This window comes from Bacillus sp. FSL W8-0519 (assembly GCF_038005585.1).
Taxonomy (GTDB): Bacteria; Bacillota; Bacilli; order Bacillales; family Bacillaceae_G; genus Bacillus_A; species Bacillus_A paranthracis.
In genome coordinates, this window is record NZ_JBBOTL010000001.1 from 3,237,147 (window position 1) to 3,256,820 (window position 19,674).

The 19,674-nt window shown below is 34.3% G+C and carries 20 protein-coding genes; 3 read left to right on the forward strand and 17 right to left on the reverse strand.

Going from position 1 to position 19,674, the window contains the following annotated elements; translation table 11 throughout:
* Positions 1-66 precede the first annotated feature (66 nt).
* Positions 67-1,560 (reverse strand): class I adenylate-forming enzyme family protein, encoded by a 1,494-nt coding sequence (locus NST14_RS16975; protein ID WP_229142899.1) that lies wholly within the window; start codon positions 1,558-1,560, stop codon positions 67-69.
* A 143-nt stretch (positions 1,561-1,703) separates the two neighbouring features.
* Complete coding sequence (locus NST14_RS16980) at positions 1,704-2,237, reverse strand: NAD(P)H-dependent oxidoreductase (protein ID WP_002170196.1); 534 nt, start codon at positions 2,235-2,237, stop codon at positions 1,704-1,706.
* 124 nt (positions 2,238-2,361) lie between these two features.
* On the opposite strand from NST14_RS16980, the gene NST14_RS16985 reads away from it, so the two are divergent.
* The gene (locus NST14_RS16985) at positions 2,362-2,685 is read left to right on the forward strand and encodes a winged helix-turn-helix transcriptional regulator (RefSeq protein ID WP_001072984.1); all 324 of its coding nucleotides are present in this window, start codon (positions 2,362-2,364) and stop codon (positions 2,683-2,685) included.
* A 193-nt stretch (positions 2,686-2,878) separates the two neighbouring features.
* Here the strand turns inward: NST14_RS16985 and NST14_RS16990 are convergent, their stop codons facing one another.
* The 8 genes from NST14_RS16990 to NST14_RS17025 all read right to left on the reverse strand — a co-directional run bounded on the left by NST14_RS16990 (position 2,879) and on the right by NST14_RS17025 (position 12,775).
* A complete protein-coding gene (locus NST14_RS16990; RefSeq protein ID WP_141401119.1) occupies positions 2,879-3,679 on the reverse strand; it encodes an ABC transporter ATP-binding protein in 801 nt (266 codons plus the stop codon).
* A gap of 305 nt (positions 3,680-3,984) precedes the next feature.
* Complete coding sequence (locus NST14_RS16995; RefSeq protein WP_000662957.1) at positions 3,985-4,260, reverse strand: ArsR/SmtB family transcription factor; 276 nt, start codon at positions 4,258-4,260, stop codon at positions 3,985-3,987.
* 229 nt (positions 4,261-4,489) lie between these two features.
* On the reverse strand, positions 4,490-7,837 hold the full coding sequence (locus NST14_RS17000; protein ID WP_229142900.1) for a glycosyltransferase: 3,348 nt from the start codon (positions 7,835-7,837) through the stop codon (positions 4,490-4,492).
* Positions 7,838-8,017: 180 nt separating this feature from the next.
* Positions 8,018-9,385 carry an anti-sigma-I factor RsgI gene (gene rsgI / locus NST14_RS17005; protein WP_229142844.1) on the reverse strand — a complete coding sequence of 456 codons (1,368 nt, stop codon included), beginning with the start codon at positions 9,383-9,385 and terminating at the stop codon, positions 8,018-8,020.
* Positions 9,375-10,097 (reverse strand): RNA polymerase sigma factor SigI, encoded by a 723-nt coding sequence (gene sigI, locus NST14_RS17010; protein WP_013246469.1) that lies wholly within the window; start codon positions 10,095-10,097, stop codon positions 9,375-9,377. The genes rsgI and sigI overlap by 11 nt, the downstream gene beginning before the upstream one ends.
* 554 nt (positions 10,098-10,651) lie before the next feature.
* A complete protein-coding gene (locus NST14_RS17015) occupies positions 10,652-11,413 on the reverse strand; it encodes a glycosyltransferase (RefSeq protein ID WP_000136100.1) in 762 nt (253 codons plus the stop codon).
* 336 nt (positions 11,414-11,749) lie between these two features.
* Positions 11,750-12,061: a YbjQ family protein gene (locus NST14_RS17020; protein WP_000637502.1), complete on the reverse strand. Its 312-nt coding sequence runs from the start codon at positions 12,059-12,061 to the stop codon at positions 11,750-11,752.
* 63 nt (positions 12,062-12,124) lie between these two features.
* Positions 12,125-12,775 carry a CPBP family glutamic-type intramembrane protease gene (locus tag NST14_RS17025; protein ID WP_000008257.1) on the reverse strand — a complete coding sequence of 217 codons (651 nt, stop codon included), beginning with the start codon at positions 12,773-12,775 and terminating at the stop codon, positions 12,125-12,127.
* 614 nt (positions 12,776-13,389) lie between these two features.
* On the opposite strand from NST14_RS17025, the gene NST14_RS17030 reads away from it, so the two are divergent.
* Positions 13,390-13,980: a TetR/AcrR family transcriptional regulator gene (locus tag NST14_RS17030; protein WP_147806896.1), complete on the forward strand. Its 591-nt coding sequence runs from the start codon at positions 13,390-13,392 to the stop codon at positions 13,978-13,980.
* A gap of 257 nt (positions 13,981-14,237) precedes the next feature.
* Here the strand turns inward: NST14_RS17030 and NST14_RS17035 are convergent, their stop codons facing one another.
* The 3 genes from NST14_RS17035 to NST14_RS17045 all read right to left on the reverse strand — a co-directional run bounded on the left by NST14_RS17035 (position 14,238) and on the right by NST14_RS17045 (position 15,636).
* Positions 14,238-14,495 carry a DUF3963 domain-containing protein gene (locus tag NST14_RS17035; protein WP_001036219.1) on the reverse strand — a complete coding sequence of 86 codons (258 nt, stop codon included), beginning with the start codon at positions 14,493-14,495 and terminating at the stop codon, positions 14,238-14,240.
* Between the two features lie 165 nt (positions 14,496-14,660).
* On the reverse strand, positions 14,661-15,140 hold the full coding sequence (locus NST14_RS17040; protein WP_025991629.1) for a hypothetical protein: 480 nt from the start codon (positions 15,138-15,140) through the stop codon (positions 14,661-14,663).
* A 16-nt stretch (positions 15,141-15,156) separates the two neighbouring features.
* Positions 15,157-15,636, reverse strand: a complete 480-nt coding sequence (locus tag NST14_RS17045; protein WP_000801047.1) for a GyrI-like domain-containing protein — start codon at positions 15,634-15,636, stop codon at positions 15,157-15,159.
* Positions 15,637-15,746: 110 nt separating this feature from the next.
* Between NST14_RS17045 and NST14_RS17050 the strand changes: the two genes are divergently transcribed.
* Positions 15,747-16,709, forward strand: coding sequence for a helix-turn-helix transcriptional regulator (locus NST14_RS17050; RefSeq protein WP_098946533.1), 963 nt, complete (start codon positions 15,747-15,749; stop codon positions 16,707-16,709).
* Between the two features lie 143 nt (positions 16,710-16,852).
* Here the strand turns inward: NST14_RS17050 and NST14_RS17055 are convergent, their stop codons facing one another.
* The 4 genes from NST14_RS17055 to NST14_RS17070 form a co-directional block, all read right to left on the reverse strand.
* Positions 16,853-17,602 carry an ABC transporter permease gene (locus NST14_RS17055; RefSeq protein ID WP_046198354.1) on the reverse strand — a complete coding sequence of 250 codons (750 nt, stop codon included), beginning with the start codon at positions 17,600-17,602 and terminating at the stop codon, positions 16,853-16,855.
* Complete coding sequence (locus NST14_RS17060) at positions 17,603-18,364, reverse strand: ABC transporter ATP-binding protein (RefSeq protein WP_000063321.1); 762 nt, start codon at positions 18,362-18,364, stop codon at positions 17,603-17,605. It abuts the gene before it with no gap.
* A gap of 155 nt (positions 18,365-18,519) precedes the next feature.
* On the reverse strand, positions 18,520-18,861 hold the full coding sequence (locus tag NST14_RS17065) for a DUF1048 domain-containing protein (RefSeq protein WP_000889650.1): 342 nt from the start codon (positions 18,859-18,861) through the stop codon (positions 18,520-18,522).
* 76 nt (positions 18,862-18,937) lie between these two features.
* Positions 18,938-19,258 carry a PadR family transcriptional regulator gene (locus tag NST14_RS17070; protein WP_000429483.1) on the reverse strand — a complete coding sequence of 107 codons (321 nt, stop codon included), beginning with the start codon at positions 19,256-19,258 and terminating at the stop codon, positions 18,938-18,940.
* Positions 19,259-19,674: the final 416 nt, after the last annotated feature.

Consider the following 19,674-nt stretch of genomic DNA (forward strand, 5'->3'; position numbering starts at 1 on the left):
TTTTGATAGACAAAAACCCAGTCATGCTTTATACATAACTGGGTTCTTCATCGTTTAATAACATTTTTATTTCACAAGAACTACATCCCTTAATTCCCTCTTCAACACTTTCCCTAAAGCGTTTTTCGGTAATTCTTCTACGAATACCACTTCTGGAATTTTGTAACTTGCTAACTTCTCCTTACAATACTGAATAATACTTTCTTCTGTTACTGTTGTTTCGCCATCCTTCACAATGTAAGCTCTTGGAACCTCTCCCCAAAATTCATCTGGAACTCCAACTACTGCCACTTCTAAAACACCATGTATTTCATGAATAACATCTTCTACTTGGTCTGGATATACATTGTCACCACCGCGTATAATAACGTCTTTATATCTTCCCATAATATGCAAGAATCCGTCATCATCTATCATGCCAGCATCGCCCATGTTAAACCAATTATCTTTTACTACCTTCTTTGTCGCCTTTTCATTATTCCAATACCCTTTAAACATGTATGGACTTCTTACATGAATCTCTCCAACTACATTTGCTTTAAGTTCATGTCCTGTTTCTGGATGAACAATTTTCACCTCTACATTTTTCAAGGCTTTTCCAACAGAAGACATCTTTTCTTTTCCCATCATTGGATGCCATGATGTTACAACCCAACCTTCTGTACTACCATAGCCTTGCACCATATAGATTCCTTTTTCCATATATTTTTGGATGAGTGTTTCTGGCACTTTTGTTCCACCGCTTTGTGCTACTTTAAAAGTAGAGATGTTACGTTCTTTTTTATTTAGTTCATCAAGCATATAGCTATAAACAGCCGGGAATGCAAGCATCGTAGTAATTTTCTCTTCTTCAATCTTATCCCAAATAAGAGTAGGATTCGAATCAGCTAAGAAGATCATCGTAACACCATGATAAATACAATTTAAAATAGAAAGCACGCCACTCATATGAAATAATGGATGCACGGATAAAAAGCGTTCACCTGCTGGAATTTCTCTTTGTCCTGCAATCTCATCAAAATAATGATGTAAGTTTTTATGACCAATTACACATGCTTTTGCCTGTCCAGTCGTTCCTGAAGTAAATAAATAAATGGCATCGTCTTCTTCATGAACTTCTACGTTCGGTTCTGTCATTGGCTGTTTTTGCAACTCTAATTCAAATGAACCAAAGCCTTCTTTTGTCGTTTGAATTACATAAGGAATTTCTTTAACAGCATCAACATTTAATAACACTTCACTAAATTCTTCATCAATAACTAACACTTTTAATTTCGCTTCTTTTACAATCGTTTCTAATTCATATACAGTAAGCTGATGATTTAGCGGAATACATACCGCTCCAATTTTTAAACTTGCCATCATAACGCTTGGAAATGGGTGATTATTTTTGCATAGTATTCCTATACGATCTCCTCTTTGCACACCATTATGTAATAAATAATGTGCAAGCTGATTTACTCGTTCATTATATTGCTGAAACGAATATCTTTTCCCTCCGCCTACAAGCGCTTCCAAATTTGGTGATTGCATTGCTCTTTTTTGTAATAATTTTTGCATCGTTCTCAAGTAAAACTCCCCTTTATATATGTTAGGTTTTTTATTTTACCAGATTAACTATTAATTTACTAAAGATTACACTTAGTGAATATAACAAGAATATAAAATAGCCATTTACTTCACAAGTAAATGGCTATTTCCTCTTATATATTAGAATACTTCTTGTTCATTACATATTGCACATACTCAGGTGCACTTTTATCAATCTCTTCATCACTTAATTTATATTCGGCACCATATAAATAAAATGAAGGTATAAATTTCATGTCTGTATATAAGCATGTAGCTTGGAATGGTTTCGTCAACTCATCCATCGTAATTCCGCTATTTTCATAATCTTTTTCTAATCCACCTATAGAAACTGCTACACCAAACTCTTTTCCCTTCACTTTATCCCCTTTTGATCCGTATGCAAATCCATATGTTAATACATCATCAAACCATTTTTTTAATAATGGCGGTGTGCTGTACCAGTAAAGCGGAAATTGGAATATATATCTGTCATGTTCTACTAATAACTTTTGCTCTTCTTCAATATTAAACTCCCAGTTTGGTGCCACTTTATATAATTCATGCACCGTAATTTCATCTGAATGTTTCTCAAGTTCTTCTATCCATCTTTTATTAATTTTTGATTTTTCAATATGAGGGTGTGCTACAATTACAAGTGTTCTCATCATTTTCCATCCCCTTTATAAATGAATCAATCCTTTACATATTAGTATGAATGCATTACATATAATTGAAAAGTACGTACTTTCAGGTGCTATAGGAACCTTGAGGTACCTTTGGAGGTGTTATATGAATCAAAATGATAACTGTCCAATTGCAACGACGCTCGATGTAATCGGTGGAAAATGGAAAGTTCATATTTTATGTGTTTTGATGGATGGAAAAATGCGAACAAATGAAATCCGACGAGAAATCCCAAACATTACGCAAAAAGTTCTGACTCAACAACTTCGGCAACTTGAAGCTGATGGGATTATCCATCGTACTGTATATCAAGAAGTACCACCAAAGGTTGAGTACACAATAAGCGAATACGGGAAATCTTTAATGCAAATTATGAATGAACTATTTGAATGGGGAAAAGATCATCAGCTCAAAAGATTACATGACTAAAAAGGCACTATATACTTTGTTTAATCCTCAATGTTTATATTTTGTGTTTTTATAAATTTTATTTTTATCGTTTTTGGGCTAACTTGTTTTCTTAGATTGATGGACGTGACCCCACATCCATCAATCTAAAAAGATATAATTAGAAAAATGAGATTTCTATACAATTTCGCATATAAACACTACTTCTACCTCATTAAACACTTGCCCGACTTTTTCTAATCTCAATTGTACGTAAACTATAAAGGAGCACACCTAAACCGAGAATTTTTTCGTTATTAGACGCATTAGAACCTAAGGTAATAGTAGGTACATTTAAACCCATAAACCTTTCACTCCATTCTATAGGCATATATCCCTGCTTACCAATTACTAATGTACGTCCATCTATTGTACGGAGAGTACTTTGAATAAAATCAAACTCAACTTCTACATCTGACAATTTTGTGGCTTTATCTGTCATCAAAGTACCTCGTATCATAGTAAATCCTTGTATCATTTTTTCTTTAAACATACCAATCTGATTATAATTTGAATCATAGACTACCCAATCATATCCGTCCACTTCAGTATGAAAATAAGCTAGAATTTCCCCGCTACTCGTTTCTAATCCGTAAACATCTTTATTATGTAAAAAGGGTATTACTGAAAAAAGAATATTTGATGAAACCATCTTTGTTCCTGCTATATACTTACCATCAGGATGATATAGACCAAATTGCTTGTTTCGTTTTGGTAATTCTAATACAACCAAAGTATCAACATCCCAAAATGTTGCATTACTTTTTATCATATTCTTTTGTATCAACTTTCCTTTTCTTAACTGCCAAAATCCAATCCCAAAAAAGATAGAAGCAGCGATAACAAAAAAGATAAACTGCTCCCAATTAATATGTCCCCAATCTTCATATACAGCGCATAAAGCAAGAATAAAAATACCCGTCCCAATTAACAGTTTCAACTTTCCTTTTCGTTTATAGTAATCAAATAATTCCATTTCTATATCTTCACCCCTTATTTGTGGTTCCTAACTATTAATATATCAAAAACATATAATTCCCTCTATTCAAAAATATAAGTTCTTCCACTGTCCACTGCATTGGAAACAAAGTGATAGTCGGCCTTTTGAGCTCAAACTCCTGAGAAAGAATAAAAGCGAAATCAATATTTTTTTATTTTAGAGATAATACCATATCACCATCAAGCTAATAAAAAGATACTCCTTAAAAATAAAAAACGCTATTCTCTCTGTAAAATCATAGAAAAGAATAGCGTTTCTTATTTTGAAATAGAAGTCAGCATTTAAACTAAACATGCTAATATTGATTTTGTGCGATTGTCAGTTACTTCATAATAAATTTCTAATCCTTTCCGAGTACCTGTAACCATTTTAGCAGCTTTTAGTTTAGATAAATGTTGACTAATTGTACTTTGAGGCATTTCCAAATCCCCATACATTGTTGTTACATTAGTAGGACCTTTTGCAAGCATTATTTTTACTAATGATAAACGAACAGGATGCGCCAATACCTTTAGTACTTCAGAGATTTCTTCAAACATTTCTTTTTGTTCTTTCATCTTATTGCTCCCCTTTTATATACATATTTATGTTATCCATATATATAATTCGAAGGTATATACGATTTTATGTCCGTCATTTTAAAAAAATATAAAAAAACTTTTTCTCGAAACTAAAGGAGTATCTTCACATAATGTCTCACTATTAGAACTCTTATAGATACAGATGTATGTACTCTACACTCAGCTCACTAAAATCAATAAAAAAGAGAGCAGATAACCTGCTCTCTTAAGATGCCTCCTTTTGTTCTGTAGAATGTTTAACACTTCCCATTCTCTTTAGCTTATTCCACCCTACAGCTACTCCTCGAATCGATGAGAATATAGATTTAATGACAACATAAGTCATAAATTGGCGATAAATAAAACGTTGTAAAATTAACCATACTAATGGTTTCGGATTCTCTTCCTCTAATTTAAATGCAAACAGAGAAGCGAGAAGATCCATTAAAAAGAATACAAAATAAAATCCTAAAACTTTTAGCGGATCACTACTAAATAGCCCCATAATCATTAATATATCTGCAAAAGGAGCAATAAATTGGAGAACATATTGGAATAACCACATGTTAGGCAATGCAATAAATCCTAACGTTTTTTGTTTTGTATGAAACAATGCTTTTCGATGTTTCCAAAGACATTGGAGTGTACCATATGACCAACGATATCGCTGTTTAATGAGACTTTTCACATCTTCAGGTGACTCCGTAAAAGCATACGCTTTTTCTTCATATACAATTCTATGTCCTTGACGTAAAAATGTAATAGTAAGATCTGTATCTTCTGCTAATGTATCTTCGCTTAAATATCCCGATTCAACTACATTCTTCTTACGCCACGCCCCAATAGCCCCTGGAACTACTGTAATACAATTTAATTCATCAAAAGCTCTACGTTCTAAATTAAATCCTGTTATATATTCAACATGTTGCCAAGTAGTTAACAAGTTTCGTCTATTCCCCACTTTGACATTACCTGAAACTGCTGCTACATTTTGATCTTCAAAGTGTCTAACCATGAGAGAAATGGCGTCTTGCGCAATAATAGTATCCGCATCTAAAGTGACAATAATCTCTCCTCGCGATTGTTGAAACCCTAAGTTCATTGCCGATGATTTCCCGCCGTTTTCTTTCTGAATGAAACGAACTTTAGGGTGTTTATAAAATGTTTCTTGCATTACTTTTGACGTACCATCTGTCGATCCGTCATCCACAACAATAACTTCAAATTCTCCATACTTACTATCCAAAATTGAGCGAATCGTCTTAGCTATCACCTTTTCTTCATTATATGCTGCTATGACAACACTAACAAAAGGTTGATAGGACGAATGAATAGTGCGAGATAGCGTTTTTCTTTTCTGCTTCCATGCAAAATAAATTAAGAATAAGAATCGAAAAATCCCTAATCCAATAGCGATATAAAAAATAGTTGTTAATATATGTTTAAAGTATCCCGCCCCTGAAAAGACAGCTTTATTGTAAAGTAAATATTGCTTCCCCTCAGAAGAAACAGGAGGCATAATTTCATCACGTTCTTTATTCATTAAATCTGAAATTGTTACAAAACTATATCCATGCTTTTTTAAGTCTTTAATAATGATCGGCAACGCCTCTACCGTATGGGTACGATTCCCTCCCGCATCATGGAGAAGAATAATATTTCCCTCTCCCTTATAAACGGGATTAAGAGCACGCTTTACTAATTCATTTGTTGATGGTGTTGCCCAGTCCTCAGGATCCACTTTTTCTGCTACCATTGTATAGTTCATATTTTGTGCCCGTAAAATAGGCAATATTTCATTTGAGGAATCCGGGTTCGCATCCGCTTCGTATGGTGGCCTAAACAAAACTGTAGAATGCCCAGTTATTTCCTGGATCAGACGTTGCGTCGTATTAAGTTCTACTTTTGTTCGTAGTAAAGACGTATCAGCTACGTTAGGATGCTTGAAAGTATGATTGCCAATTTCATGCCCTTCATCGTATATTCTTTTCACAATACTAGTATTTAGTTGTGCGTTTTCACCAAGTACAAAAAAAGCAGCTTTGATCTTACTCTCTTTTAATATATTTAAGATTTCCGGCGTATATTTCGGGTCTGGTCCATCATCAAATGTTAGTACTACTTGTTTCCCTTTCGGTTTTCCATATCGTTGCACTTCGTATGCAGATGGTAAGGATTGATATACTTCATCTGTAAGATAACCATCTTTACCTACTTTAAAATCTCTCAATCCATTTTGCTTTTCATTCTCAATCTGTAAAATTTCACCTTGTCCAGAATAATTCACTTCATCTAAACTAGTGATTTTATGTAATACATCAGGATTTTTTTGTGCCTCAATCCGATTTTTTAAAACTTTCCATATTGTAGGATCTTCTGCTCCTAATCTCCATAACGCAAACCCCTTTGCTTTGTTGTCCATTGCGATTTTCACTTGATTATAGAGAGTAACGCCGTCTAAGAACCAAGCAGTATGTTCTTTATCTCCTGTTTTATATCTAAAATAAGGATTTCCACTCATCTTATCCCATTGAATATTCATATCTGAATTATGAGCCATTACCATAACTTCTGAAAAAGTTAAAGATTTCGCCGGTTCCTTACTATTTACTTTCCAATCATATCCATAGTTACCGAAAGCAACTATAAGTTTATTAGACGGAATATTCAGTTCTTTTAATGTATGTTGAAACCATTTATTTGAAGCAATTGGTCCTGGCTCTCCTGCTCCATAGTGCTCATCGTACATCATTACAATCATTCGATCTATTATTTTTGCTAACGCACTATAATCAAAAGCCTTATCATTAGCTGGAACATCTTGTGTAACGAGCAAATCATGTTTATGAAAGACCGTAGTAAGTTCTTTCATAAAATTTGTTACGTTTTCTCTATCACTTTCAGGTACGGCCTCAAAGTCAATATTAATACCCGCAAATCGATTCTTTTCAACTTGCTTTACTAAATCATTTATAAACTTTGTCTTTACATCATTTGAGGAATTCAGCAACTTATGAATTAGCCTACTATCCGGACCAGAAGCTTCCTCAGTATAGTTAGTTAGTAAAGGCATAATTTTCACTTGATTTTTTTCTGCTAACTTTACTATCTCAGGTTTTATCTCATTTCTAATCGTTAAATCTGCTTTTAAATGATACCACTCTGGTACTAGCGTGGTTAATGAATCGATATTTTCTTTTAAAGAAGCGGTACTATTTTCATCCCAGTTTACATAAAAACCATACACTTCTTTACGTTGTTTACTATCCTTCGGCGAATTCACCAAATTTTTATTATCCTTCGTTTCGGTATTTGGTTTAAACTCTTCCTTCTTTAACTGCTGATCACTAAGTTTTTGATTAATTGGTACAAGTTTATTATCTTGTTGTACAGCGGTATTCATATTTGGAATTTCTGGTGTTGAAAAAATACTTTGAAAGAAAAAATAAAATACAATACTTACGCTAACTATTGAAATACATAGAAACGAAATAAAAGCTATGTTTCTTCTTCCTTTCGGATCATAAAAAACAGGTTTTACTTTATCTTTCTCTTGTTGAATGTTTTTCTCCATTATATTTTTCACATACTCCTTCTTAATAGAACGATAGAATAATAAAGTGCAACTTTAAGCAGCCCAACTCCCACCTAACTTCTTTACCCTAGCCAAATTTTGAGATGGGAGTTTTACTGCCCGCAATAGTGAGATAACTCCTTTTCACTTTAAAATGAATCTCCCACTTCTATATTTCTATTAATTCTTCTTTTCATTACCTTGCTGATGGCCTCTATTCTCTTGTTGAGATCCCCTACCATTGTTTCCTTGCTCGTTTCCAACATTTTCTTTTTGGGATCCTCTTCCATTGTCACCTTGCTGGTTCCCATTATTTCCTTGTTGAGATCCCTTACCATTGTCACCTTGTTGATTCCCATTATTTCCTTGGGGTACTCTTCCGTTGTTTCCTTGCTGGTGCCCATTATTTCCTTGGGACCCTCTTCCGTTGTTTCCTTGCTGATTCCCATTATTTCCTTGGGACCCTCTCCCGTTATTTCCTTGCTGATTCCCATTATTCCCTTGCGATCCTCTTCCATTGTTCTCTTGCTGGTGCCCATTATTCCCTTGCGATCCTCTTTCGTTGTTTCCTTGCTGATTTCCATTATTCCCTTGTTGGGATTCTCGACCGTTGTTTCCTTGCTGATTCCCATTATTTCCTTGTTGGGATTCCCTACCGTTATTCTCCTGCTTAGTCCCTCTATTTTCTTGCTGAGATCCTCTACCATTGTTTTCTTTTATTTGCTTCGTTGGCTGTTCCTCTATTTTCTTTTGTTCTTTATGCTCTGGCTTCTCATATTTTTTGTCTTTTACAGAAGACAAATCTGGCGCTACATCAGGAGATGAATCCGGCTGCGATTGTAACTCTTCTTCGTTTTCCACCGGATTAGACGGCGTGGCGGGCGGCGTAACCGATTTGTTCTTCTCATTCTCTTGCTTTATATAGACACCTGTGCCCATTCCAGCTTTTCTAGCATTCTCTCGTACTTGCATCGTGCTACTTTGATATTCGACTGTAATATGTTTTAGCTCATATTCTTTCTTTAATTCTTTCATTACCTTTTCCAACTTCGGTTCTAGCAACTTATCCTTTGCAATAGCGGTTAGCATAACTTGCTTATCATTCGTTAAATACTTATCCTCTTGACTCTGCTTTATAATTGTACGTATTACTTCTTGCAATTGTTTATTTTCCCATTGCTTTAATTCTTTTAAAATACGCCTTCCATCATCATTACAAGCTTGTAAATCTATAACGCGAAGATCCTTCGTTACACTCACTTCTAAACTTGGATTTATATCAACTGAGACGTAAGCGAATACTTTTTCTTCCGGTTGGTTGTAGAAAAATAACAGCGCACATAGAAAACAAGCAACAAGTAATGATGCCGGCTTTAAGAAATAAGGGATTGAAAAACGCGATGCTTTTTGTTCTTGCTCATCAAATGAAATTTCCTCTCCAATCATGCAAGAATCCCCTTTTCTTTTACACGTAATAAACTCTCCATTTGGCGTTAAAACAACTACGCTATGTTTTTTTATATCCATCACAATTCCTTTATTCATCATGCTTCCCTCCCCTTATATAATCAAGAATGTATGTATAGTTGTTTGCGAAGATAATACACATTGCAATGATATATTTTCTATGCCGTTCCAACGTTTTACGACTTACCCTAACACGCGGTTCAATATGTTTAAGCGGTAACTTTTTCTTCCGGAACAGCTCCTCCATCATTTCCTCTTCTTTTATAATCATCTTTACAATTTCTATTAAGTGTTCACGCGTATCACGATGCTTAGGAGATTCTTTAGCAAGCTCTGAAAATGTGATTTTAAACTCAGCTAACACACTTTGAAAATGGAGAATTTCTTCCTTACGGTTACCATTTTCTATTTCCTTCATATACTCCGTAAGCGATACTTGCATTTCTAACATTTCCTCTTGCTCATCTTCTTTTAAAAAGACAAGGTTATGCTTAGACTCCTTGCGTATATAGTCAATTACATCTCTTTTTATAAGAAGATCAGCAAACGCTAGAAAAGATTTCCCTTTTTTATATGAATACTGTTCAATTGCTTCGTTAAACGCAAACAATCCAATACTATATTCATCATCCTGTTCTGTAATATATCGGCGGCAGACAGACGAGATTGATTTTCTAATAAACGGCTGATACTGTACGATAAAAGCTTCTTTATCTTCTTCATTATTTTGTATGTTACATACGATATCTTCTATTTTCGGTTTTCTTAAGATCTTCATTACTAAACTCAACACGGGTAATCTCTCTCCCTCCTTCTGCTTGAAATAGAAAAATGGTCACTAAACAAGTGACCATTCAACCACAGTTTCTTTAGGCTTGTCTTCTTGTTGTTCATATTTTTCAAAGCCAACTTTTCTATCGTTCTTACAGTTAGGCTTACATTTCACTCTACTTTCTTATTTTCTTCCGCTTGTTTTGCTTGCTCTGTTTCTATTTTATCTGCAATCCTTGCATAACTCTTCTCTATATCATTGGTAATTTCACCCTTTTATTTCGGATGCCCCACTTAATCTAGTAATTTTATTAACACGTCAATATTCTTTCATAATCAATTTTCTTCTATTTATTTTCTTCACTATACATATTCGGAGGAATACAAAGTTTTATGGGGGTCAAAAAATATTTTTTATAAAAAATACATATTTATTTCAAAAATAAAAACCATTGATTTGAAAAAGGACTAATCAAATTGATGGTTTTCTTATCATATCTATTAAATTAAGTTAGGCTCTCATTATGTATAAAAAAATCTGCTGTTCTCCCTATTTCCTGCCGCTTTTCTCCATCGTTATCTTTCTTGATTATCATAATATGTCTTATCTGCATATTTTTGATCATTTCCTTTTAGATAAGCTAATATTACTTTTGGATTTTTAAGTAAAGCCCAGTCTCCATATGTATCAAATCTTCTGCATGAAGTTATCATGCCATTTTTAATGGTACCAAATTTCTTATTATTTCGTTTTCCCCATTCTTTTAAGCGTTTCGCGAAATCTGCATCCTCTGCCATAAGCATGTTTTCATTAAATCCGTTAATTGCCATAAAATCTTTTCTATAACACCAAAAAATCCCCACGGATATAGCTCCGTACTTAAAAAGTAAGGGAATTATAATTAGAATTGCAGAAAAGAATATTCCAAAAGACATTCTTTCGAACTTCCCATTCACCCCACCACCAATATATTTACCTGAAGATAAATATTTATCTACATTAGATAACAAAGACTCTGTCATTATCGTATCAGCATCTATAGTAACAATTATTTCTCCACTAGCTATTTCTGCCCCTGCATTTCGGATTTTAGATAAGTTTTTATCTTCATTTTTTAATGTAATACAATCATAAGATTTTGCTATTTCCTCTGTTTTATCTGTGCAACGATTTAAAACAACTATAACTTCCGTTTGCTCTTTATATGCCACTGATGCTTTTGCAATTGAATCCAAACATTTTCTAATGTACTTTTCTTCATTATGTGCAGGGATTATAATAGAAAACTTCACATCTTTTTGTAAATCGCTCCCTGAAGATTCGTTTATTTCAGTCATGATATTCCCCCTTATTTTAGATAAATATATGTTATACATAACATATATTAAAATTGATTAAGTTTTATTATAAAAAAGTACTTAAAACAATATAGACATATTATTTTAATTGTAATAGGGCTACTATTAAGCTAACAAAAATTGACGTTGCATAAGCTTAGCTTAATAGGGACGTGTTGGGGCCTCTATATAAAAAACCACAGTTTACACCCAAACTGTGGTTTTTTGACGTACAATGATTTATCAACTTCTGTTTTTAGTCTTAAAATCTGCAACAGAACCAGGATCCCTCCTGAAAGTATAAATTCCAAGGAGGGAATCCGTTTTTTTATTTACTTATATACGTACAGCTGTACCACTTACAGCAACCATTAACATTCCATCACGAACAACTTCGTAATCTACGTCAATACCAACGATAGCGTTCGCACCTTTTTGTTTTGCAAGTTCTTTCATTTCATCCATTGCGATATCACGAGCTTCTTTTAGCTTACTTTCATAAGAACCAGCACGACCACCGACAACATCACGAACAGAAGCGAATAAATCGCGTACAATGTTGGCCCCCATAATAGCTTCACCATTTACAATATCAATATAGTCAATAATTTCTTTACCTTGAATTCCAGACGTTGTTGTTACAATCATGTTTGACACCCTCCTAATTTTTTATAATATTCAACTGCATGTGTCTCTCTATGACATATACAATTAAATAAAAGGAATAAAATTGTTTAACATATGTATCGCTATAACATATGCAAGGGATCTATTAGAAATAAGATAAGCTGCAGTAAGCATCACCGCGCCAGGTAAATAGATAGCAATATCCGAAAGTTGGTTCGTGTGAAGAAGTGTAAAAATTATAATCGAAACGATGGATGCAATAGCAGTACCAACATATTCCGAAAAACGATTTACTAATATATGGCGAAATATAATTTCTTCAATTATTGGTCCTATAATCCCAAATACAAGTAATGTGAATATAATAGGCATCTCTGCGCCATTTGTAAGGATCTGTTCTTGGTTCTCTGGCTGACCTGTATTTAGAAAATGCATAATAGAATTTTCCACAATTATCATAAGTAAAACTACCATAGGAATGCTTACTATTTTCAAAATTGTTTTCTCTTTAAAATAAGTAAAACTTTCAATAATTTCTTTCCTAAAGAAAATGATTCCTACAATAGCAGGTACAGTCACACCGATGGCACTAAGAGCAAATTCTGATTCAACTAAGTTGCTGTTAGTTAAAAGGGATATGCCAAATAATATGAACAAGCCAATTTGAAGTAGTGCAAACAGTATATAAACTATTAGCATAATAAGTTCTTTTGTATTCGTTTTTATAAAGCTCACTTTATTACCTCCATAATGAAATTACTTAGAATCTTTGATTTTTCTTTCTGCATAACGTTCTCCTTCTAAATATACTTATATAAATTCCAGACCGGACGGTTCGGTCTGGAAACTAATGATACTATAAGTTTCTAGTTTTTTAAACCCCCTTTATAAATTATTTACAAAATCAAAACGGTACAAAGCAAATAAATTTATATTTCAGCTCCTGATTTACAATCAAATTCCAGTACTCATTCATTATTAACAATTAATCTTTTATAGTATGAAGTGATACGGCTTTTAACCGCAAGATCTCCTAATTAAACGAAGTGAAAATGAGAGTAGTTCAAACATTTTAGCTAAACATATTAATTAAAATTATATATAATACTCATATGTCGATACGGTAAAATTAGTTGCATGATATGACTGAATTAACCAACTGGTCATATTGTTTTTGACAGAAAATTCATTCGAATAGTATGGATAATACAGTTTGAGGTTTCCATCAGATAGGAATTGATAAGATATTTTTTGTTCCAAACTTATTTATACTCACAAAAAATCAAGAAAATAGAGGGTAAACATTACCTGGAATATTAAGCTCGTTTTTATTAGGAGGACTATAAAGCATGACTAAAGTTGATAAGGTAAAAGAAAAAATTATTGAAACATCTTTATATTTATTTAATACTAATGGGATAACTCGCACATCCATTCAGGATATAATGACAGCCACTGAACTACCGAAAGGATCTATTTATCGTAGATTCAAAAATAAAGAAGAAATTGTTCTTGCTGCCTACGACAAAAGTGGTGAGATTATGTGGAGTCATTTTCATAAAGCAATGGAAAATAAAAAGACAGCAATCGATAAAATCCTTGCAATTTTCCTTGTATATCAAGATGCAGCTAATAACCCCCCTATCGCCGGAGGCTGTCCATTGCTTAATAGCGCAATTGAAAGTACTGGAGTATTTCCAGAATTACAAAAAGCAGCAGCAAAAGGCTATGATGATACAGTAATGTTAATGGCTTCTCTCATAAAAGAAGGAATAGAGAAACAAGAACTTAAAGAAGATATAGACATTATATCGCTCGCTTCTTTCCTTGCCTCTTCAATGGAGGGCGCTATTATGGCAAGTCGTGTATCTAACGATAATATACACCATCATTATTTTATTGAACAAATAAAACATCATCTTTTCTCTTATTCTAAATAAGTGAGAACTTGCATTTCCTTTTTATAGACTTAAATTGAATACCCTTCCCATAAAAAGTATTTACTGTTTATGAGAAGGGTATTAGTTTTTTTGACGTTGTATATTATACATACTACCAATCTCTTTTTCACATACCTCTTCTTTTTACTTTAAAAAATATCCACTTTGGTTTCTCCATTTAAAGCATTACCTATCTCCTTTTCCCTATAGATGGACAAAATATTGGGCACTAAATGAACTTTCCCAGAAGTAAAGTTCTAAAAGTAACCTATCCATAAAGCTACTAAAACTACTACTAACAAAGCAAAACAAAATGTGATATTTCGAATCCACTTTTGTATATCATGAAAATACTTTTCTATAAATGCGGTATAAGTAGAAAGCATAAGAAATAGCACAATGAAAGTAAAGGATCCCAATTTATCGTTAAATTTTTCATTAGTAAATGTGCTTACATGGAGGAAAAGAAAAACAAATGTTACTATGGATAGCTCAAATAATCTTTTTTTATTCACTCCGCCACCACCTTACAATAATTACCTTTCATTCCAGTTTATCAGAACATAATGTGTAGTAGTATATGAATATTATACTCACGTCAAAAAGGCCAACAATTCAAGATTGTTAGCCTCCATATTCCATAATCGTGCATTTTAAAATACTACAAACGACTGGATTCTTCAACTTACACTATATTCTCCTTTAATTACAAAAAACGAACCCCGAATTGTTCCAGCTAATTTAGACTTCTGCCTAGCAAACTTAAATTTCTCTGCCAATTCTGTTGGTACCTCCATTCCATCAGAAAGCTTAAATCCAACAGCCCTCTTCTTCGGGTTATCCAATGTATACATGACGTTAATCACAAGACCATCTTCATAAAAGACGTATGCAAACTTAATATTTTCCACTTGAAAATACGATGTTTCTAAAGGTTTCGCCGCAAATTCAATATCACGTTCTTCCTTCAAAATGCGGTTCACATAATCAAGAGTCTTCTGGCTTGCACTAGCTGGTACAACTATAAATTCATGCTTGTATTTATTCATAAAGTAACGGGCTTCATGAGCACGTAAACCAGCTAGCGCTTCTACTATAGGTGAAGACTCTAAACCAACTGTAGTTACATTTTTAAAATCAACGATACAGGACAATTTCATCTCTCCTTTTAACTATTTACTTCCTAACAACCGGAATCCACATTTCACCAAACACTAAACCGTTTCTTTTCCCCATCTCAACCGTCGTATTTGGTCCACCAACATAAGCAAAATCTGTTGCTTCTCGTAAAGCCTGACCGAAGGCGATACCAGTAAGCTTATTACTTAGCTCTTCAGCTGTTTTGTCTTCCCCTTTTACTACTAAGTATTCTCCCTTAGGAAACTGAATCACTCTAGATTCTTCTTCTATTTGTGCTTCTGTCATGACACCCGCATAATACATCATCTTGTTATTCACCGCTTCGCTCACAGAAAAAATGTAATCATTTGTAGCTAGAGCTTTTAAAGTATCCAACCTTCCATCTTCTTTAACAGCCGACCAAAAGTCTTCCTTTTCTTTTTTTATTCCAACAAAATCTGTATATTCACTCTTAATTTCAGTTCCAATACCTAACACAATAAAGCTATCTTTTTCTTCAATCGTATAATTTTTCATATTCAAAACCTTCCTTCTTTTAAAATGAATCAAATGATTTATCTTTTCATCTGATGAGTTTATAATAACTTTAAATCATGTCAAAAAATGATACTATTTAGGAGAACCAAATGAAAAAAGTTGAACGGATTAATACAATTATGCGTTATATCAACAACCGCTCCCACTTTACAATTTCAGAAATCATACGAGAATTTAACATCTCTCGATCGACAGCTATTAGGGACATTAGAGAAATAGAATCTATGGGCATGCCACTTGTTGCTGAAGTTGGGAGGACTGGGGGATATTTTGTTATGCATAACTCTATCCTGCCCGTTGTTCGCTTTACTGATAACGAAGTGAAAGCTCTTTTTATTGCCTTTATGGCTACAAGAAATCAACAACTTCCCTATTTAAAAAGTCGTCAATCTTTAGCCGAAAAACTGTTAGGACTCATCTCAGAAACCCAGCAAGATGATATCGTTCTTTTAAATCAACTCTTGCTGTTTGAAGGGACTAACCCATATAACCCTGATCTACTTGAGCTTTCTGACCTCCCTCACCCTATGTTAGAAAAACTCATCCAAATCCTTCTTTTGGATAGACATTTATTGATTTCCATTAAAGAAGAGAAAGAAATCAAGTCTTATTCCATTTATCTATTACACCTGTATCAAGAAAAAAGTCAATGGATCATTGAAGGTTTTGACTTAAAAGAAGAAAAGAAGAGAATGTTTCCTGTCGATCATCTCATCCATATCGAACCATACACGACGAAAAAAAAGCTAAATAAGAAAAAGATTTTAGAAAAACTAAGTAAGAAGGATGAAGTGATTAACCTTATACTTGAACTTGGTCCAAAAGCAATTGCCCAATTCAAAAAATACCACCCTTTCAAAATTTCAATATCTTATACAAATCCTTACCAATCCACAGCCATTTTAAAAACATTTATCAATGTTAACAATTCGGATGAAGTAACGGAAATAGTAAATTGGCTACTTTTCCTAGGGAAAGATATTACAATTAGGGAAATGCCTGAAGAAATACTAGAGAATTTACAAAAGCAATTGTGCTTTTACACTCCATAAGCAGTGAGCCATTGTCACTGGGTAGATATCCTTTTTTAATATCATTTTATTTACTACAGCGAGAGCACAACAAATAATAAAAGCACGGAAAATCTTCCCGTGCTTTTTCAAAGATATATATTATTTCGGAGGATTTGATTTACTTACCCTAACTGACGTTTAAATGCTTTACTAGCGAAAAAGTAAGAGATGATCATGATCCCTACGCACCAAGCGAGCGCAATCCAAATATCGTTTCCAACAGATCCTTCATATAAAAGAACACGAATCGCATTCACGATTGAAGTTACAGGCTGGTTTTCAGCAAATGCACGAACAATTTTCGGCATCGTTTCGGTAGGTACGAAGGCCGAACTAATAAATGGAAGAAAAACGAGTGGGTACGAATATGCTGTCGCCCCTTCCATAGACTTCGCTTTCAGCCCTGGAATGATAGCCAACCATGTTAGCGCTAACGTAAACATCCCTAGTATCCCAGCTACTCCAAGCCAATCTAGAATATTCGCACTGGAACGGAAACCCATTAAGAGCGCAACAAGAATAACAACTAAGATAGTAAGTACATTCGCAACAAGAGAGGTTAAAACGTGAGCCCACAATATCGATGAGCGCTTAATAGGCATCGTAATGAAACGTGCCATAAGCCCACTCTTTACATCCGTAAATAATCGTACAGAAGTGTAAGCGACACCAGATGCGATAGCCATTAGCAAAATTCCTGGCAATAAATAATTGACGTAGTTATCTGTTCCTGTTTGTATAGCCCCACCAAATACGTATACAAACAATAGCATCATCATAATCGGTGTAATCGCTACCGTAATAATTGTATCTGGACTACGCATAATATTGCGCATTAAGCGCCCAAGTAATACCCCTGTTTTGCTTTTCATTTACATCTCCTCCTTTTTGCCAATGATCGCAAGGAATATTTCTTCCAATGTAGGCTGCTTCTCGATATACTCCACTTTTGCTGGCGGGAACATCTCTTTCAGTTCAGTAAGAGTACCTGTCGTAATAATTTTTCCACCATGTAAAATAGCGATACGGTCAGCTAATTGTTCTGCTTCCTCTAAATACTGGGTTGTTAGTAAGATAGTTGTTCCTCCACCAGCAAGCTCTTTAACTGTATCCCACACTTCAATGCGCGCTTCAGGATCAAGCCCAGTCGTTGGTTCGTCAAGAAAAATAACTGCTGGCGCCCCGATCAAACTCATCGCGATATCAAGCCGGCGCTTCATCCCACCTGAATACTGATCTGCCCTTTGATTGGCCGCATCTGTCAGGCTAAATCTATCAAGCAAATCGTCAGCAACTTGAGCAGGATTGGAAACACCACGTAACTTGGCAATCATGATTAAGTTTTCCCTCCCGGTAAGCATGCCGTCTAAAGCTGCAAATTGTCCTGTCAAACTGATACTTTGACGAACATGATCTGGTTGGCGCTTAATATCAAATCCGCAAATACTTCCTTCACCGCTATCTTGTTTCAGTAGCGTCGAAAGGATGTTAACCGTTGTCGTCTTTCCCGCTCCATTTGAGCCTAGCAGCGCGAAAATTTCTCCACGCTGCACCTCAAAATCCACTCCCTTTAAGACTTCTTTATCTCTAAAAGCTTTTTTTAACCCTTTTACAGAAATCGCTGCATTACTCATACTTTTTCCCCCTTATAAAATTAAATTACCTGCACCCTCTATTTAGTACCACTGATAATCTGTATTACTTAGTAGTGGTTTAAAAATATAACTGAATAGCGATGGCGTTAGTTCACATTTATGACCAGCTAATCAGTCGGTATTACTTGTTGCATTTATTTTTTTCTCAATTTCTTCATAATACTTTCATTCAAATCTTCACGATACTTAGAAACATACGTTTTAGCGTTTGCCACTAGTTCGTCAGCAAAAGATGCCACATCTTCCCCAGTAATATCTAACACTTGTCTGCCTTCCGCTGCACCAGCTTCAAACAAATCGATTAATTCGTACTGAATGTGCAGCATATCCATCCCGTTTCCGGTCGAAAAATTCCACATGTAGTTTTGAATTTTCTTAAACACAAACTGATAGTCCTCTGGCAGTGCTGCAACACGTGCCATCATCATTCTGTACTCTTTTTTATCACCAATTAATTTTTTGAATATTTCCAACATCTTATTTTCCTCCTTTTTTTATAAAGCAGAACCAGAAACTCTCCAAATATGAGCCGAAACATTTTATATTATGAGGCTAGTTTGACTTCAAGACATTAATTTTTGACGATACAAAATCCCATTTTTTCCAAAACAATTCAAGTTCCTGACGTCCAGCTTCATTTAATGAATAAAACTTACGAGGCGGTCCCATATCTGATGGTTTCTTTTCAATATTCACAAGCTTTTTCTTCTCTAATCGTACGAGGATAGTATAGACTGTTCCTTCCACGACTTCTGTAAACCCAAGATCATTCAGGTGGCGAGTAATCTCATAACCATACGTTTCACGACGACTAATGATTTCCAGCACACACCCTTCCAGTGAACCTTTCAACATTTCAGTTAAATTTTCCATGTTCTGATCCTCCTTTACCCCCTATTCTGTCTGACTTATATTCAGTATTACAGAGTACTAAGGCGAATTTTTACTGAATAGCTTTTGAGTAAAACCACACTATTCAGTATTACTTATTACAACTACATTGTATGACTAAGTAGCGGTACATGTCAACTGATTTTCAAATTTCTTCTAAAATCCGCTATTACCTATTATTTAGTGAAAAGTTTTTTAAGAAACAACACTACTCAGTATCACCTATTACAACTACATTGTATGACTGAGTAGTTGTAAATGTCAACTCGATTTTTATATTTTTCTAAAATCAACTACTACCCACCCCGCTAAGAAAAGAAAATACCCCAAAACAATAATTCTATATTTTTGTTTTGGGGCGCTATAAGCTAGCTCTTCTTCTGAATAAGACCAATCAT

Bases quoted from the DNA above. Each gene is read 5' to 3' on its own strand.
- NST14_RS16975 (WP_229142899.1), bottom strand. From the start codon at position 1,560: ATGCAAAAATTATTACAAAAAAGAGCAATGCAATCACCAAATTTGGAA.
- NST14_RS16980 (WP_002170196.1), bottom strand. From the start codon at position 2,237: ATGAGAACACTTGTAATTGTAGCACACCCTCATATTGAAAAATCAAAA.
- NST14_RS16985 (WP_001072984.1), top strand. From the start codon at position 2,362: ATGAATCAAAATGATAACTGTCCAATTGCAACGACGCTCGATGTAATC.
- NST14_RS16990 (WP_141401119.1), bottom strand. From the start codon at position 3,679: ATGGAATTATTTGATTACTATAAACGAAAAGGAAAGTTGAAACTGTTA.
- NST14_RS16995 (WP_000662957.1), bottom strand. From the start codon at position 4,260: ATGAAAGAACAAAAAGAAATGTTTGAAGAAATCTCTGAAGTACTAAAG.
- NST14_RS17000 (WP_229142900.1), bottom strand. From the start codon at position 7,837: ATGGAGAAAAACATTCAACAAGAGAAAGATAAAGTAAAACCTGTTTTT.
- rsgI (WP_229142844.1), bottom strand. From the start codon at position 9,385: ATGATGAATAAAGGAATTGTGATGGATATAAAAAAACATAGCGTAGTT.
- NST14_RS17015 (WP_000136100.1), bottom strand. From the start codon at position 11,413: ATGACTGAAATAAACGAATCTTCAGGGAGCGATTTACAAAAAGATGTG.
- NST14_RS17020 (WP_000637502.1), bottom strand. From the start codon at position 12,061: ATGATTGTAACAACAACGTCTGGAATTCAAGGTAAAGAAATTATTGAC.
- NST14_RS17030 (WP_147806896.1), top strand. From the start codon at position 13,390: ATGACTAAAGTTGATAAGGTAAAAGAAAAAATTATTGAAACATCTTTA.
- NST14_RS17040 (WP_025991629.1), bottom strand. From the start codon at position 15,140: ATGAAATTGTCCTGTATCGTTGATTTTAAAAATGTAACTACAGTTGGT.
- NST14_RS17045 (WP_000801047.1), bottom strand. From the start codon at position 15,636: ATGAAAAATTATACGATTGAAGAAAAAGATAGCTTTATTGTGTTAGGT.
- NST14_RS17050 (WP_098946533.1), top strand. From the start codon at position 15,747: ATGAAAAAAGTTGAACGGATTAATACAATTATGCGTTATATCAACAAC.
- NST14_RS17055 (WP_046198354.1), bottom strand. From the start codon at position 17,602: ATGAAAAGCAAAACAGGGGTATTACTTGGGCGCTTAATGCGCAATATT.
- NST14_RS17060 (WP_000063321.1), bottom strand. From the start codon at position 18,364: ATGAGTAATGCAGCGATTTCTGTAAAAGGGTTAAAAAAAGCTTTTAGA.
- NST14_RS17065 (WP_000889650.1), bottom strand. From the start codon at position 18,861: ATGTTGGAAATATTCAAAAAATTAATTGGTGATAAAAAAGAGTACAGA.
- NST14_RS17070 (WP_000429483.1), bottom strand. From the start codon at position 19,258: ATGGAAAATTTAACTGAAATGTTGAAAGGTTCACTGGAAGGGTGTGTG.